Annotated in this window: 11 protein-coding genes; 3 read left to right on the forward strand and 8 right to left on the reverse strand. The window is 41.6% G+C overall.

Annotated features, from left to right (window positions below; translation table 11 throughout):
- Window positions 1-14: 14 nt before the first annotated feature.
- The 3 genes from G9Q97_RS15120 (at window position 15) to G9Q97_RS15130 (ending at window position 3,856) form a co-directional block, all read left to right on the forward strand.
- Window positions 15-1,691 (forward strand): M1 family metallopeptidase, encoded by a 1,677-nt coding sequence (locus G9Q97_RS15120; protein ID WP_166148259.1) that lies wholly within the window; start codon window positions 15-17, stop codon window positions 1,689-1,691.
- A gap of 66 nt (window positions 1,692-1,757) precedes the next feature.
- Window positions 1,758-2,558, forward strand: a complete 801-nt coding sequence (gene proC / locus G9Q97_RS15125) for a pyrroline-5-carboxylate reductase (RefSeq protein ID WP_166148261.1) — start codon at window positions 1,758-1,760, stop codon at window positions 2,556-2,558.
- Between the two features lie 278 nt (window positions 2,559-2,836).
- Window positions 2,837-3,856, forward strand: coding sequence for an alpha/beta hydrolase (locus G9Q97_RS15130; protein WP_166148262.1), 1,020 nt, complete (start codon window positions 2,837-2,839; stop codon window positions 3,854-3,856).
- Window positions 3,857-3,911: 55 nt separating this feature from the next.
- Here the strand turns inward: G9Q97_RS15130 and G9Q97_RS15135 are convergent, their stop codons facing one another.
- From G9Q97_RS15135 to G9Q97_RS15170, 8 genes are all read right to left on the reverse strand, one after another.
- Window positions 3,912-4,076 (reverse strand): DUF1328 domain-containing protein, encoded by a 165-nt coding sequence (locus G9Q97_RS15135; protein WP_166148263.1) that lies wholly within the window; start codon window positions 4,074-4,076, stop codon window positions 3,912-3,914.
- 129 nt (window positions 4,077-4,205) lie between these two features.
- Window positions 4,206-6,272 (reverse strand): alpha-L-fucosidase, encoded by a 2,067-nt coding sequence (locus G9Q97_RS15140; protein ID WP_166148264.1) that lies wholly within the window; start codon window positions 6,270-6,272, stop codon window positions 4,206-4,208.
- Window positions 6,265-10,392: a hybrid sensor histidine kinase/response regulator transcription factor gene (locus tag G9Q97_RS15145; protein ID WP_166148266.1), complete on the reverse strand. Its 4,128-nt coding sequence runs from the start codon at window positions 10,390-10,392 to the stop codon at window positions 6,265-6,267. The genes G9Q97_RS15140 and G9Q97_RS15145 overlap by 8 nt, the downstream gene beginning before the upstream one ends.
- Before the next feature lie 124 nt (window positions 10,393-10,516).
- Window positions 10,517-11,173 carry a Crp/Fnr family transcriptional regulator gene (locus tag G9Q97_RS15150; RefSeq protein WP_166148615.1) on the reverse strand — a complete coding sequence of 219 codons (657 nt, stop codon included), beginning with the start codon at window positions 11,171-11,173 and terminating at the stop codon, window positions 10,517-10,519.
- 9 nt (window positions 11,174-11,182) lie between these two features.
- Window positions 11,183-11,578: a DoxX family membrane protein gene (locus G9Q97_RS15155; protein WP_166148268.1), complete on the reverse strand. Its 396-nt coding sequence runs from the start codon at window positions 11,576-11,578 to the stop codon at window positions 11,183-11,185.
- A gap of 76 nt (window positions 11,579-11,654) precedes the next feature.
- Window positions 11,655-14,015: a phosphoenolpyruvate synthase gene (ppsA, locus tag G9Q97_RS15160; RefSeq protein WP_166148270.1), complete on the reverse strand. Its 2,361-nt coding sequence runs from the start codon at window positions 14,013-14,015 to the stop codon at window positions 11,655-11,657.
- A 255-nt stretch (window positions 14,016-14,270) separates the two neighbouring features.
- A complete protein-coding gene (ahcY, locus tag G9Q97_RS15165; RefSeq protein WP_166148271.1) occupies window positions 14,271-15,590 on the reverse strand; it encodes an adenosylhomocysteinase in 1,320 nt (439 codons plus the stop codon).
- 67 nt (window positions 15,591-15,657) lie between these two features.
- Complete coding sequence (locus tag G9Q97_RS15170) at window positions 15,658-16,413, reverse strand: biotin--[acetyl-CoA-carboxylase] ligase (protein WP_166148273.1); 756 nt, start codon at window positions 16,411-16,413, stop codon at window positions 15,658-15,660.
- Between the last annotated feature and the right edge of the window lie 31 nt (window positions 16,414-16,444).

The following is a 16,444-nucleotide window of genomic DNA, read 5'->3' on the forward strand; positions in this document are numbered from 1 at the left end:
TTGCTCCCCAACTTATGAAATTATCACTTGATTTTACGTCTACATATATTTTTGCTCTTTTTCTATGCCTTATTTTTTCCCTCCCAATAACCCATGCCCAACAAGTGGGTATTCCCTATACCAGACAAGACAGCCTTAGAGGAAGCATCACCCCTGAAAGGGAATGGTGGGATTTGGTATTCTACCACCTTGATATTGAGGTGGATCCAAGAAAAAAAACCATTGAAGGAACAAATACCGTACATTATAAAGTGCTCAGGGAAGGACAATTGCTTCAAATTGATCTGCAGGAGCCGATGAGAATAAGGAGCTTCCGGCAGGATGAAAAAGAACTGGCTTACAAAAGAGAAGGAAATGCTTATTTCGTACGACTTCCTTCTCCACAAAAACCGGGAAGCGTTCACAATCTTGAAATCTCCTATGAAGGTAATCCTAGAATCAGTCCCAACCCTCCCTGGAGTGGTGGCCTTACCTGGAAGAAAGACGCAAAAGGAAAACCTTTTATTGCCAATTCAAACCAGGGAGATGGGGCCAGTCTTTGGTGGCCCTGTAAAGACCATATGTATGATGAACCTGATAGCATGCTGATCAGTGTGAATGTTCCTGATCCATTAATGAACATATCGAATGGGAGGCTTAGAAAGACAGAAAAACATGAGGATGGTACTAGCACCTACCATTGGTTTGTGTCCAATCCCATTAACAATTATGGCGTAAACATCAGCATTGCCGATTATGCCCATTTTTCTGAGGATTATCAGGGAGAGAAGGGCCCTTTGACGCTGGATTACTATGTACTCAAAGAAAACCTGGATAAAGCCAGGGTCCAGTTTAAAGATGTGCCGCGGCTGATGCGTGCTTTTGAGTATTGGTTTGGCCCATATCCTTTCTATGAGGATGGGTTTAAACTGATTGAAGTGCCTTACCTGGGGATGGAGCATCAATCTGCCGTAACCTACGGGAATGGCTACCAGCAGGGCTATAAGGGGAAAGATTTTAGTGAAACTGGTTGGGGAATGACCTTTGATTATATCATTATACATGAAGCCGGGCACGAATGGTTTGCCAATAACATTACCTACCGGGATATTGCCGATATGTGGATCCATGAAAGCTTCACTACCTATTCCGAAAGCCTGTTTCTGGATTATCACTACGGGATAAATGCCGGCAATGCCTACCTGCAGGGTGCCCGGCAGGTGATAAAAAACGACATCCCCATTATTGGTGACTATGAGGTTAATCAGCGGGGGTCGGGCGACATGTATTTCAAAGGAGCCAATATCTTGCACACCCTGAGGCAATGGATAGCTGATGATGAAAAGTGGAGGAATATCCTTCGGGAAATGAACGAAACCTTTTATCACCAGACGGTAACAACTAATGATATAGAAACATTTCTAGCCAAAAGGACCGGATTGCCCCTTCAATCCTTTTTTGATCAGTACCTGAGAACCGCCGATGTTCCCCTGTTCCAGTTTTACTGGAAGGACGACCAGCTTTTTTTCCGTTGGAAAGAAGTGGTAGATGACTTTGCCATGCCTTTGAAAATCAGCCAAAATGGTAAAACAAATTGGTTAAAACCTACATCGGAATGGCAAAGCACAACCGATTTGATAGAAAAAGAAATGATAGAAGCAGATCCCAATTTTTACATTTACACCCAGCAAATTCAACCGGGATCAGAATAAATTAAATGAATTTATCCACAAATATTGATTAATTTTAACACTGAATTTTAATTTAAAGGACCAGAAATGGACAAAAACACGAAGATTGCCATCATTGGCTGTGGGAACCTGGGCTTATCTATTGTAAACGGATTATTGTCCAGTTCGGGTTTTGATGGAAAAAACCTGACGGTTACCAAAAGACACCCTGAAAGCCTGTTTTACCTGCAATCTCAGGGAGTTACCGTTTTAGCGGATAATAAGGAGGCTGTAAAAGACGCAGATTTTGTCATTTTGGGAGTTAAGCCTTACAACATCAAACCTGTCTTGCAGGAGATCAAACCGTTTTTATACAAGAAAAAGCAGGTAATTGCTTCTTTGGCCGCAGGAGTTACCATTGAGCGCATAAAGCAGGAATTGGAGCCAGGCACCACTGTTTTCAGGGTAATGCCCAATATTGCAGCAGATATTAAAGAGTCCATTACCTGCATTTGCGGCGAGAATTTCACGCCTGAATCAGAAGATGTAGTCAAATCCATATTTAACAGTGTGGGTATATCCATCACTATAGAAGAACACCTGATGGAAGCCGCTACAGTATTGGGAGCCTGCGGGACGGCATTTGTACTCCGGTTTATGCGGGCCATGACCCAGGGAGGTATACAGATAGGTTTTGATGCGAAAACTGCTAATAAGATAGTCAATCAAACTGTAAAGGGAGCAGCAGAACTTATTATTCAAAAAGGGATTCACCCGGAAGCAGCCATTGATAAAGTCACCACTCCCAAGGGCTCAACCATAAAAGGCCTAAATGAAATGGAACACCATGGTTTTAGTTCTGCTATGGTAAGAGGTGTAGTCGCCTCCTATGAGGACATCAAAAAGTAAGTACATGAAATCGAGCCTGCCTACCGCAGGCAGGCATGACGAAAACGTCACCCAGTTGGATGATTATTAATCATGCGAAGATTCCCCGTCCGACTGGCGTCATCCGGGCGGGAATGTGACCTTTGAAAAGCAAATTATAGACACATGAAATCGAGAATGACACAGGCGACACAACGAGACATGATCATAATTGAGTAATTTATAGGTCATGAATGTTACTTGTCAGACGGTTCTAGACCGTCTGACAAGGGTTCCGGTTGCAAGACAATAATAAACGTATGAAAAGAATCATCCCCTGGCTAATGGGTTTAGCCATCTTACTGGTAATCGCTTACATGTTGGGACCCAGAGAAAGTATACAGGACCTGTCGGGAACCTATCCTGAAGTCCCAACTGATCTTGCAGAACTGGAAGCTTTTATCAAGGCCAAAGAGGATACGGTTAAGGGCTTAAAAGTCAATAACCAGGCCAGAATCCTGTGGGCTGACAGCACAAAAAAGGAAAAAACACCTTTTAGTATCCTTTATGTTCATGGTTTTGGCGCCAGTCAAATGGAAGGAGATCCTGTCCACAAGAAAATTGCCGAGCACTTTGGCGCTAATCTATTCCTCAGCCGCTTACCTGAACATGGCATCGACAGGCCTAATGCTTTTGAATACCTGGATGCACAACAATTGGTTCAGGGAGCCAGAGAGGCTTTTATGATCAGTAAGCAACTGGGAGAAAAAGTCATTGTTATCGGTACTTCTATGGGTGGAGCCTTATCATTGGTTTTGGCGGAGGAACGACCTGATATCCATGCTTTGCTTTTGTATTCCCCTTGTGTAGCCATCTATGGAGATAAATTAGATCCTCTTTTTCAACCCTGGATGAAACAACTGATGCAGATTACCATGACGGAAAATGGGGTAATGGTAGTTCCAAGAGAAGAGGAGGAAGGGAAATACTGGGCCAACAGGCTTCATATCAATGCATATACCAGCCTTGGCATTTTGGTAAAAAGTGAAATGAATAAGGAGACCTTCGAAAAAGTAAAGCAGCCTCTTTTTCTGGGATATTATTATAAGGATGAGGAAAATCAGGACAGGGTGGTATCCGTACCTGCCATGCTCCAAATGTTTGAGCAGATCAACACTCCTGCTCAACTGAAAAGGAAAACCAGCTTTCCGGAAGCTGGAGACCATGTCATTGCCTCGGATATTAAAACCGACCAATGGAAAGCAGTTTTAGAAGAATCGATCAACTTTTTAGAAACGGTAGTCCACGTTCCTGTACCAGAACTCCCCCAACCTTTATAGTATAAGCCGATTGAGAAAGCAGGAAGCCAACCGATTAGGTGGCTTCCTGTTTTTATTAAAAGCCGTTTAAGGCCCCCGCAATTAAGCTTATCGCCAATAAGATCAGGAACAAATAAAAGATTATTTTGGCAATGGAAGCCAATCCGGAAGCAAGCCCGGAAAAACCCAATACAGCAGCAATCAATGCTACTACTAAAAACACAATTACCCAGGTTAACATTTTTCTTTGGTTTGGTTGATGAATATTTACTCCTATCAAGTTACAAGAAATAAGCCAATTTCCAAACTAACCGCATTGTTTTACATACAAATGCAATTTTTTCAGGTATAAATATATCAGCCAACCCAATTATTCAATCAGCACTCCTATTTCGGCAAAACTAGCTGGCTGATCATCCAGTTTACTCAATGCTTTTAATCGAATAAAGCGGGCCTCCACTGTAGGGAAAATTACCCGTTGTTCGATTGGACTGTTGGCAATGTTACCAAATTCCCCCTTGCTGACTTCCGTCCAGCTTTCCCCGTCCTTACTTACCAGAAAGGAAAATGATTGGATCAAACCTGACAAATACCTGTTCTGCATGGGGAAATAAGTAAAACCTTTTAGTGAATATGTGGCACCAAGGTCAATAGTCACCCTATCCTGATTACTGAAATAATTGGTACTGGCATTATCATCAATTACCTGTGTGGCGTTTTCTCCAGGCTCCATCACTTCCCAGTCTTTCTTTGCCAGCTGAAATTCCTTTTGTACAGGTTCACTGAACTTTTCCGCCTGTGGATCCCTGGAAATGGCATGGATGGAGGTGGGCTCCAAAACTTGAAATGGCCCGGCATACAATTGTCCATTTTTAGCAGGATCAGACCCATCCAGGGTATAATACATTTCCAGCCCTTCTTCGGAGGCTTCCATACTCACCATACCGGATTTTTCCCTGCTGATTTTAGGTGGAAGCAGCAAACTGGGGGCCTTAAAAAAGGCCAGGTGGCTGACCGTCGGACTGTCCTTTGAATTATTAATGGTAAACCTGATAGATCTGGCCTCAGTATCCGGCAATCGTAATATTCTTTTAAATCCAATGGTGGTACCTGAAGCAATCTTCTTCCAGGAATTATCTGCCTGCTGCACTTCCAGGTCAAAGGATTTGACCCTTTGACCCAGAGCGATGTTTTCCTGAACAAGAAACCGGTTAAAAACAACCGGACCGGGGAAGTCTATAGTGATAGAAGCTGAGGTTTGTCCATCTTCAGCAGCCCAGAAGTTACCCAGTTTCTCGTTTAAAATTTGCTGAACCTCAAAACCCTTTCCCCTACTGGAGCTGGCCGATAAATTATCTGCATCCATGGGTAAAGGAGATGCAAAATCTTCTTTAATTTTATTTACCAGTTTCATGAGTTGGCTGACATCATTTTCATGGATTTTCCCCCTTTTATCAATAGGAAAGTTCAATAAAAGAGAACTGTTTCTGCCAATGCTATTGTAATAGATTTCCAAAAGTTGTGGAAGGGATTTGACTTTATGGTCTTCATATTCATGGTAATACCAACCCGGCCGGATGGAAACATCTGCTTCTGCAGGCACCCAATGGGTCCCATTTTCCTGTCCGGATGCATATTTTTCCGCATATTCAGGCATACCCCCATAGATCGAATCCCGCATCAGATTGGACCAGGTAGTCTCGTAGGCAAATCCATGTTCATTACCCACCCACCTGACATCAGGGCCTGCATCACCAAATATCACCGCATTGGGTTGGAGTTCTCTAATGATGGCATAAGTGTTTTGCCAATCATAGTAGTTTTTTTTATCTACCCTTCTCTCTTCGTTGGCCCCGCCATAGTATCCTGTACCTCCATTTGCCCCATCAAACCAAACTTCAAATATCTCTCCATAATTGGTTAGCAATTCTCTTAATTGCTGCCTGAATACCTCAATATATTCCGGCTTTCCATAGTCCGGATGGTTTCTGTCCCAGGGTGAAAGGTAAATCCCGAATTTAAGTCCTTCCTTCCGGAATGCTTCAGCTACCTCTTTGATGATATCACCTTTTCCATCCTTCCAGGTAGCATTTTTTACAGAATGTGGAGTGGTAGCTGTGGGCCACAGGCAAAAGCCGTCGTGGTGTTTGGCCGTAATAATAATACCTTTCATTCCAGCCTCTTTACAGACCTTTGCCCATTGTGCCGGGTCAAAATCTGTAGGGTTAAATAAAGCGGGGTCTTCATTTCCCATTCCCCATTCCATATTGGTAAAGGTATTCATGTTAAAATGGGCAAAAGCATAAAACTCCAACTCCTGCCATTCAAGCTGTCTTGTATGGGGAACCGGATTTACTGGTTCCGGTGGATCAGCCTGGGGTGCTGCACATGAGGCCAGAACACAGGATATAAAAAGTAAGCAGTAAAGATTATTCATTTTCATTATTTTTTTGAAATTGGGATGGAAGTTTACCATAGTTGGCTTTAAAGTGTTTTGAAAAATATTTGGCATTGTTGTAACCTACCTTATACGCTACCTCTGAAACGGTATACTGGTTCATTTCCAAAAGCTGCGCTGCCCTTTGCAAACGGATAGACCGGATAAATTCCAGCGGATTTTGACCCGTAAGGGAGTTGATTTTTTTATACAGGTGAACCCGGCTCATACCCAAAGATTTGCTCAATATTTCAACAGAAAAATCCGGGTTTTCGATTTCTTTTTCTACCAATGCAACTGCCTTTTGGATCAATTTGTCATCCAGGGACTCCATTTCAGCATCACTGGTTTGGACCGAAATAATTTTGCGGTAATGTTTTTGTAACCGTGATCTTTCTTCCAAAAGGTTTTTGAGCGCCGAAAGTAGTATTTCCAGGCTAAAGGGTTTTTCGAGGTATAAATTGCATCCCGAGTCAAGTCCCAACAAATGATCCTCCTCTGCTGTCTTTGCGGTAAGCAGAACTACCGGAACATGCGAAGTTTTAATATTTGATTTGATCGCAGAACACAAGGCGATACCATCCATTTCAGGCATTAGTATATCCGACAAGATTAGGTCCGGTATTTTACTTAATGCCTTCTCCAATGCCTCTTTACCATCACCTGCCTGATCCACAATGTAGGTTTCTTTCAGTACCTCTGCCAAGTAATGCCTTAATTCATGATTATCCTCCACCAGCAGCAAAGTAGGCCTATCGGCTATAATAGGGGATTGACCTGAAGCAATCAACTCTTCCCTTCCTGTATCCATAAAAAATTCCTCCCAGGTAAGGTAGCCCTCCCTTATGGAAAGCGGCAGGGAAATTACGAACAAGGTGCCTCGCCCTGGCTGGCTTTCCACTTCAATTAATCCACCGTGAAGTTTTGTATACTCTTGTGCCAGAGACAATCCAATACCTGTACCTTGATTTCCTGCTGTATTCAGCGTGAAATACCTGTCGAAGATCCGGTTCAAGGTTTCCTTACCCATTCCTGCTCCAGAGTCCTGAACCTTGATCTTCAATAAGCCATTGCGGAGACCCTGCTGTTGAAATTCCAAGCCAACATTTACCTCACCTCCTTTTGGGGTAAATTTGAAAGCATTGGACAACAGGTTATAAATGATCTTGCTCATTTTATCCGGATCAAAAGAAGTAGGTATGCTTCTTACATTTGATCCAAAGGTCAATCCGATTTGATTATTGACCGATAAACTTTGAAATGCACGTACATTCTCCTCAATGAATGCAACTATCTCCCCTTCTGAAGTTTCCAATTTCAGGGAATCACTTTCCATATTCCTCACTTCCAATAATTGGTTGACCATAAGCAGGAGCTTTTTGGCATTCTTTTGAATGGTAGTGAATTGAAATATTTCAGGACTTTCAGGTCTATCCATTATTATCTTATCTATCGGTGCCAAAATCAACGTAAGCGGGGTTTTGAATTCATGGCTCACATTGTTGAAAAACCGGCTTTTCATTTGATCCAATTCAGCCAACCTTTGGTTTTCCTTTATTTCCTCCAGGCGCTGGAGCCTTTGGCGTTCCTGATTAACAAACCACCTCCAGGCCAGTAAAAAAATGGATAAGAATAGTATAACATACAAAAAATAGGCAAATGGGGTTAGCCAAAAAGGGGAGAGAATTTCAATAGAAAGAGAAGCCGCTTCCTCCCCCCAAATGCCATCTGCATTGGTCGCTTTAACCATTAAAGTATAATTCCCCGGATCCAGATTAGTAAAGGAAACCTTAAAAGGAGGTTTGGATAATTTAACCCACTCTTTATTGAAGCCTTCCAAACGGTACAAAAACCTACTCTTTTCCGGGTTGAGGTAGTTTAATGAAGAGAATGAAACTGAAAAAATGTTTTCATGATGTTTCAATTGAATGGATCTCTTTTTATCCAAATTGGAAGATAATATTGCCCTGCCATTTATGCGTTGATTTACAGAAATGGCTTGGTTAAACAATTGAAATTCTGTAAATACAATTTCTGGTTCTTTTTCAATAAATGGAAAATTAACGGGGTTTACGAAATTAACTCCATCGGAACCTCCAATAAAGACTTCTCCCCTATCAGATAAAAAAGCAGCATTTTTATTGAAGTAATTACCTTGAAGTCCATCTCCGGTATTAAAAAAACGAAATTCCAATAGGAGTTCCTTATTGCTGCGGTTTACTTTTGCCTGGGTGAGTCCTTCCTGTGAACTTAACCATAAATCCCCCGACTGGTCTGCAATCAAACTGACCAGGAAATGGTTTTCAAGACCATTGGACTGATCAAAGCCATGAAATATTCCTGCCTCTTCGTCATAATAAAACAACCCCCCACTAGACCCAACCCAAATTATGCCATATGGATCCCGGATGATTTCTGAAATATTGTGATTTTTCAATCCTGATTGGTCGTTTTCATTTCCTGAAAAATACCGCTGATATCCTTTTTCCGGATGAAAAACATCAATCCCCCTGCTTCCACCAACCCAAATATTTCCAAAGGAATCCTCATTGATTCCAGTGATATATTTATTGTTTAAGGAAACCCCGTTTACTCCGGCGGCAAATGGCAAAAAAGTGTCATTTTTCCGGTCCATTAAAAATAACCCTTCCCTTAAGGTACCTATCCATAATCTGCCCTTACTATCTTCAAAAATTTTCCAAACGTTGTTATCCCTGAGGGCACCCTCCTTTTCTGTAGAGGCAGCATAATGTTTGAATGTCTTTCCGTCAAAAGCATACAAGCCTTTTTGATAGGTTCCTATCCAAAGTGTTCCAAAGCTATCTGTAAACAGGTCAACCACCACAAGGTCCGGTGGCGGAATATCACCTTCCAAACCTGTTTTGTCAATAAGGTCCAGGCATACCCCTGATGAATGATCGTATTGCCATAAACCACCACCATTTGACCCCATAATGATCTGCCCTGCGGTCATTTCTTCCACGGCATTTACATCATTCTTTGGAATAGGGTTATTGGGGTCAATTTCCCTCCTTACCATGCCAAAGCGACTAAAATGAGGATGATACAAATCAATCCCTCTTTTGTGGGTCCCTACCCAAACAATTCCATCTTGATCCAAATACAAGGCATATACAGCATTGTGGGATAATGATTGCGGATTTTCAGGCTTATTGACCAAATACCGGACTTTGCCTTTTCCTTTATCGATAATATTGATCCCACCATGGTCTGTTCCCAACCATACCTGCTCCTTTGAAAAGGCCATAACGGATTTAACCAAAGCATTATTCAATCTCAGGCCTGGTGATTTTTCATGGATGTTTTGGATGGAATAATCATCAGCACTGATATGAAATACGCCCAGCGCATAATCAGGACAAAATGCCCAGGCATCACCTGAATCATCCATCACCAGTTCAAAATTATATATCAGGTTTTCATCTGCATTGCGGAGCACCTGAACTTTCTTGATAACTTTCAAGCTTTCACCGGAAAGTATATCAATCCAACCATTGTCATAAATAACCCAGAAATTGCCTTTTATGTCCTCCTGAATATCGGTAACTGAATTGTAGCTCAGGCTTCCCTCTAAAGAAGCTTTATGAAAAAAATAACTTGATTTATTGATGTCACTTTTATAATGGGTTATTCCTTCGTAAGGATGCAGAAACCAAAAATCGCCCTTCGAATCCTCAAAAACTTTACTAATATCCTTGCTTCTCAAATTATACCGAAAGGCTATTTTCTCCATATCACTTTCGAATATACCCTTGTCCTTCCTGTAGATATTAAAAACTCTTTCAAAATCCTTTAACCAAATATCTCCATCCGGACCCTGAAATATCTTATAAATAGAACTGCTACTTACGGTACTTGAATCACCTTCGTCACTATAATACACATTAAGCGTGGACCCATCGTAGCGATTAAGTCCATTATTGGTGCCAAACCAAAGGTACCCATCCCTATCCTGAAAAATTGCCTGAATATTTCCACTGGAGAGGTTTTGCCCGGTTTTTAGCTTTCTGAACGAAATTTCCGGATCGTTTTCTCCCTTGAGTTCTGCAAACAGCAAAAGACTCCATAATAGCAATATGAAAGCACTTGTTCTTTTCATAAAATCGATCCAGGGGATACCTATCGTCTATTCAAAACTAAAAAAATGAACTGATAATGAAGTAAATTATTTCAACCAAAATAATTTTTTATGGCCAAAGCCTCCAAAACAAAAATAATTGTTTCTATCTATTGATCAACTCTTCGAAATCATCTCTTATATAGATCACATTTCTACCCAGTTCAATCCACTTTTTGTTCTCCAATTGCTTTAATAATCTTGAAATAACCTCCCTGGAAGTGCCCAATTCAGTTGCAATTTCCTGGTGGGTAATGTGGAGTTCATTGGCCTTTGCCTGTTTCATTTTAGTGACAATGTACCGCATCAACCTTTCGTCCATACGCTTGAAAGCTACTGCATCCAGGGTTTTGAGCATTTCCTGAAATCTAGATTGATAGGTGCTCGAAACATAATCTTTCCACTGTTTGAATTCATCAGACCATTGCTCATGTTTGAGGACGGGAATAGCCAAAAGGGTGGTCTTCTCTTCTGCCACAGCTTTTATTTCGCTTGGCTTTGATGCCGTACAGCAAGTCAGGGATAAGGCGCAGGTCTCGCCCGGCTCCAGGTAATACAAAAACAATTCTTTCCCTTCTTCATCCATGCGAAGCACCTTGATACTTCCCTCAAGGACAATGGGAACCATCTTAATAAATTGACCGGGCTCCATAATGGATTTTCCCTTATCGATTTCTATTATTTTTGCTTCCTTGCCCATTGCTTGAAGTAAACGGGAATCTGTAATGAAAGGCAAATGGAATTTTAAATCATCTATGTCGATCATGTTAAATTATTTTTTTGAAAAAATGCTGTCCAATGCCCATGCATTTTTATCATTAAACTCATAAACAAAAATAAAAAACAATAAGTGAATCATCTGTGAGGGTAAGGCACCCCAGTTCTCTATCATAGCAGTGCCGAACATCAGAAAAAGCATCAAAACTCCACCCAAAATACCTGCCATGCGGGTATGCCAACCCAAAAGCAACATTAATCCCAGTAGAAATTCCAGGAAAGGCAGTACCAAACTAAAAGGAACAATAATAAATTCAGGTAAATACGATCCATTGAAACTATCGACCATTCCACTACTGAAATTGCTTATTTTTGGAATCCTGACCAGACCATGACCAAGCATACTGATCCCAACTCCCAACCGGATAAAAATAAAGGATAAAGATTTCATGCGTTTGATTTATTTGGTTAAAATTAACCTTTACCAGCTTGTGCAACAAATCTTTTTTACCCAATCTGTCTTCAACTTACTTATTTTCCGCTTTTTGGATATTTTTAATACCTCCAATCAAGGCATCGGCATTGAATGATATGCTGTCAATGCCCTGATCGACCAAAAACCCTGCGAATTCAGGATAATCACTGGGTGCCTGACCACAAAGCCCGATCGTTTTTCCTTTTCTTTTGACATCCCGAATAACCTTGGCAAGCATTTCTTTTACTGCCGGATTGTTTTCATCAAAAAGGCCGCTAACCAGTGCAGAATCTCTGTCCACACCTAAAATTAATTGTGTCAAATCGTTGGAACCGATAGAAAATCCATCAAACAAGTCTGCAAAGGATTCAGCCAATATGACATTGCTGGGTATCTCAACCATCATATAAATTTCCAGATTCTTTTTTCCACGCTCCAAACCAAAAGATTTCATGCATTTGAGCACCTGTTTACCTTCTTCCGGCATTCGGCAAAAAGGAACCATCAACTTCACATTGTCCAATCCCATTTCCTCACGCACCCTTTTCATGGCGCGGCATTCAAGTCCAAATCCCTCCCTATACAATTCATGATAATACCTGGACGCTCCGCGAAAACCCAGCATAGGATTTTCCTCTTCAGGTTCAAAGTATTTTCCTCCAATCAGTTCCCTGTACTCATTGGATTTGAAGTCACTCATGCGTACTATTACCTCCTTTGGGTGAAATGCGGCTGCGACCATACCTATCGAAGCGGCCAATTTTTCCACAAAATATAGTTCTTTGTTCTCATAAGCTGAAGTTAGAGCATGAATGGCCCTTTTTTCATGGCTTTCTACCATTTCCCCATACTTCACCAATGCCATAGGATGGATCCTGATGGCTGTGGATATAATAAATTCCATTCGCAACAATCCTACCCCTTGTTGTGGATACATGGCCATTTGGAAAGCCCTGTCAGGATCTGCCAGGATCAACATTGCACGTGTTTTGGTTTCATTTAAATCCCCCAGATGAACTTCCCTTTCCTCCCAATCCAACTTTCCATCAAAAACTTTCCCTTCATCACCCTCCGCACAAGATACGGTCACAACCTGACCGTCTTTAAGCTTTTCTGTCGCGTTCCCGCAACCTACCACGGCATGGATACCTAGTTCTCTGGCCACAATCGAAGCATGGCTGGTCCTTCCACCTTTATTGGTTACAATACAAATGGCCCTTCTTAACAAGGCATTCCAGTCGGGATTGGTAATATCAGCCACTATAATATCCCCTTTTTCCACTTTTGAAGCATCGGAAAGTGAGTTAACAATAACCACCTTTCCACTGGCTATGGCCTTACCTACTGCCTTTCCTACGCATAGGGGATCTGGCCTATTTGGCATGTGGTACGTTTTCAGTGTCAAGGCTTTTTTCCTATGTACGGTCTCGGGACGGGCCTGGACAATACTTAATTCTCCAGATTTTCCATCCTTGGCCCACTCAATATCCATTGGTGTATCGTAAAGCTTTTCTATTTCAAGACACCATTTTCCCAATTGAATCAAGTCAGATTCTTCGAGAGAAAACTCCGTCTTTTCCCCTGCAGTGGTTGGGACTATTTTCAAAGGCTTTTTTCCATCTTTAGCAAAAACCATTTTGTGTTCTTTGGCACCTGGCTTTTTCTGTAGGATGGGATAAGGTAAGGCTTTGGCCAAGGAGGGTTTGAAAAGATAAAATTCATCAGGGTTTACTGCCCCCTGCACCACCATTTCTCCCAGTCCCCAGGCAGAAGTAAGGTATACCACATTGTCAAATCCGGATTCGGGATCCAGGGTGAAGGCTACACCTGCACTGCCCTTATCAGAGCGAACCATATGCTGCACACCCACCGAAAGTCCTACATCCATATGATCAAACCCATTATCCAGTCGGTATTTTATGGCCCTGTCATTATATAGAGAGGCATAGCAATTCCTCACTGCCTCTAACAAGGCCTTTGGACCTTTTATATTCAGAAAACTATCATGCTGCCCGGCAAAACTTGCGGAAGGAAGATCTTCTGCAGTGGCACTACTTCTTACTGCCACCGATTTGTTTTTACCCAATTTCAAATAAAACGCTTGGATTTCAGCTTGTATTTGATCCGGTATGGCTGTGGAATGAATCATTCTCCGGCATTTTCGCCCCACTTCTGGTAAATTGCTAAGCGTATCCTTATCCAATGAATCCAAACTATTTTTAAGTGGGGCCTCCAGTTCAGCCTCCCTCAAAAAAGCCCGGAAAGCCGCCACGGTCACCGCGAACCCCATTGGCACCCGAATTCCTAGAGGTGTCATTTTTCTTATCATTTCTCCCAGGGAGGCATTTTTACCTCCTACACTTGCAAGATCTGTATGGCGGATCTCACTGAATGAAATACAATATTTTGTCATTGGGGCTTTCTTTTGGCTATAGAAAAGCAAATTAGGTATTTTAAGAAAAGAATAGCCTGATGAAAATCATATTCGCACTAAAAAACAAATTAACATCTCCGATTCCTTCTGAAAACCGAAAAAACTTTCTGACAGGCTGTCCTACATTGTGCCATTCCCATGTACAGTAATCCGGGAAAATCCATTATGGCTCAAAAAAAAAAGCCCGGACAAATGGCCCGGGCTTAAAAATATTACGTATCCTTTTGCAATTCACTAATACCTGTAATAATCAGGTTTGAAGGGACCTACTTGTTTCACGCCTATATATTCAGCCTGATCGGGAGTCAATTCATCCAATTCAACCCCGAGCTTTTTAAGATGCAGGGCAGCTACTTTTTCATCCAAATGCTTGGGAAGCATGTAAACACCCGGTTCATATTGATCGGTGTTGTTCCAAAGTTCCATTTGGGCCAGGGTTTGATTGGTAAATGAGTTGGACATTACAAATGAAGGGTGCCCTGTTGCACATCCCAAATTTACCAATCTGCCTTCTGCCAATAAGATAATATCCTTTCCATCCACATTGTATAGATCTACCTGAGGTTTGATTTCATCCTTGGTATTTCCAAAATTTCCATTTAACCAGGCCATATCAATTTCATTGTCGAAATGGCCAATATTACAAACAATGGCTTTGTCTTTCATAGATCTGAAATGCACTTCACCTATGATATCTTTGTTTCCGGTTGCGGTGACCACAATGTCTGCTTCCTTTACCGCATCTACCATTTTCTTTACCTCAAAACCATCCATCGCTGCTTGCAGGGCACAAATAGGATCAATCTCCGAAACGATCACCCTCGCACCAGCTCCTCTTAAAGAGGCCGCAGATCCTTTTCCTACATCACCATAGCCGGCTACTGCAGCAACTTTTCCAGCCATCATGATATCCGTTGCTCTTCTAATAGCATCTACCAGAGATTCCTTACAACCATATTTGTTGTCAAATTTCGATTTTGTAACCGAGTCGTTGACATTAATTGCAGGAATTGGCAACGTGCCGTTTTTCATGCGTTCATACAGCCTGTGAACACCAGTGGTCGTTTCCTCGGAAAGCCCTTTGATTCCTGAAACCAGTTCTGGATATTTATCCAAAACCATATTGGTGAGGTCACCTCCATCGTCAAGAATCATATTCAAAGGCTTTCTTTCTTCACCAAAAAACAAGGTTTGCTCTATGCACCAGTCAAATTCTTCGGCATTTAGTCCTTTCCATGCATAAACACTGATACCCGCTTCAGCTACTGCAGCAGCAGCATGGTCCTGGGTAGAAAAAATATTGCAGGAAGACCATGTTACTTCCGCACCCAGGGCAACCAGCGTTTCAATGAGTACCGCGGTTTGGATGGTCATGTGCAGACATCCTGCTATTCTGGCACCTTTCAGCGGCTGAGCATCCCCATATTCCTCCCTTAAGGACATGAGCCCTGGCATCTCACTTTCTGCTAACCTGATTTCTTTTCTTCCGTATGCGGCCAGGGAAATGTCTTTCACCTTATAGGCAGTGTATTTTTGTGATTTAATTGTTGACATTATATATAGTTTAATTAAAATTGAAACAAATTTAGGTATTCGTTGACACAAATGAAAATCCATGCCATTAAATGAATTTTATCTGTTTGAAATCATAACTTTGGATTTTTCCATTTTGTTTCATAATACTAAGATGACCATAAGGACCCACACCCAGGATTTTCCCGATAAAAGGTTCTCCGTCATCATAGCTGGCCCATACTCCCATTCGGAATAAATGATCCATATACGAGTCTTTAATGGACTGATGAGACCCATTTTTGAGCAACAGGTATTGTTTTTCGATAGAAACCAATAGTTGTTCCAATAGCCATTCCAGGTCGAAAGTTTTTCCGGTAATACCTGCCAGGGAAATCGCGTTTTCAACAGGAAATTCCATCTGGTTGACATTTATCCCGATTCCTACTATTGAAGTATCGAACAAATTACCGGAAATGGTGTTTTCTATGAGCATTCCACCCAATTTGTTTCCATTAACATCGAGAAAGTCATTGGGCCACTTTATTTGGATTTTAGGGTGTATGTTTTGCAAAACTTCAAGTACCCCAAAGGCCATTGCCATATTTAAATCAAATTGTTGATCTACATGAAGGTAGTTTGGTTTAAAAATAATTGAAAATGTAAGGTTCAATCCAGGTGCCGCATGCCATGAATTGTTCCGCTGCCCTCTGCCTTTGGTCTGAACTTCAGCAACTATCACCGTACCCTCACTGAATTGGCCGGATTTTATCATAGAAGCGGCAAAACTATTGGTGGAATGACACTCTGTCAGGTTTACCAAATCTTTTCCCAGAAAAATGGTATTGGCAAGGATTTTATGCATTTTATATTAGTTATTTTATCCCATAATCAGG

The sequence above is a fragment of the Cyclobacterium plantarum genome, from assembly GCF_011290685.1.
GTDB classification, from domain to species: Bacteria; Bacteroidota; Bacteroidia; order Cytophagales; family Cyclobacteriaceae; genus Cyclobacterium; species Cyclobacterium plantarum.

Coding starts and splice junctions, on each gene's coding strand:
- ahcY (WP_166148271.1), bottom strand. CDS start 15,590: ATGTCAACAATTAAATCACAAAAATACACTGCCTATAAGGTGAAAGAC.
- G9Q97_RS15145 (WP_166148266.1), bottom strand. CDS start 10,392: ATGAAAAGAACAAGTGCTTTCATATTGCTATTATGGAGTCTTTTGCTG.
- G9Q97_RS15140 (WP_166148264.1), bottom strand. CDS start 6,272: ATGAATAATCTTTACTGCTTACTTTTTATATCCTGTGTTCTGGCCTCA.
- proC (WP_166148261.1), top strand. CDS start 1,758: ATGGACAAAAACACGAAGATTGCCATCATTGGCTGTGGGAACCTGGGC.
- G9Q97_RS15135 (WP_166148263.1), bottom strand. CDS start 4,076: ATGTTAACCTGGGTAATTGTGTTTTTAGTAGTAGCATTGATTGCTGCT.
- G9Q97_RS15120 (WP_166148259.1), top strand. CDS start 15: ATGAAATTATCACTTGATTTTACGTCTACATATATTTTTGCTCTTTTT.
- G9Q97_RS15155 (WP_166148268.1), bottom strand. CDS start 11,578: ATGAAATCTTTATCCTTTATTTTTATCCGGTTGGGAGTTGGGATCAGT.
- G9Q97_RS15170 (WP_166148273.1), bottom strand. CDS start 16,413: ATGCATAAAATCCTTGCCAATACCATTTTTCTGGGAAAAGATTTGGTA.
- G9Q97_RS15130 (WP_166148262.1), top strand. CDS start 2,837: ATGAAAAGAATCATCCCCTGGCTAATGGGTTTAGCCATCTTACTGGTA.
- ppsA (WP_166148270.1), bottom strand. CDS start 14,015: ATGACAAAATATTGTATTTCATTCAGTGAGATCCGCCATACAGATCTT.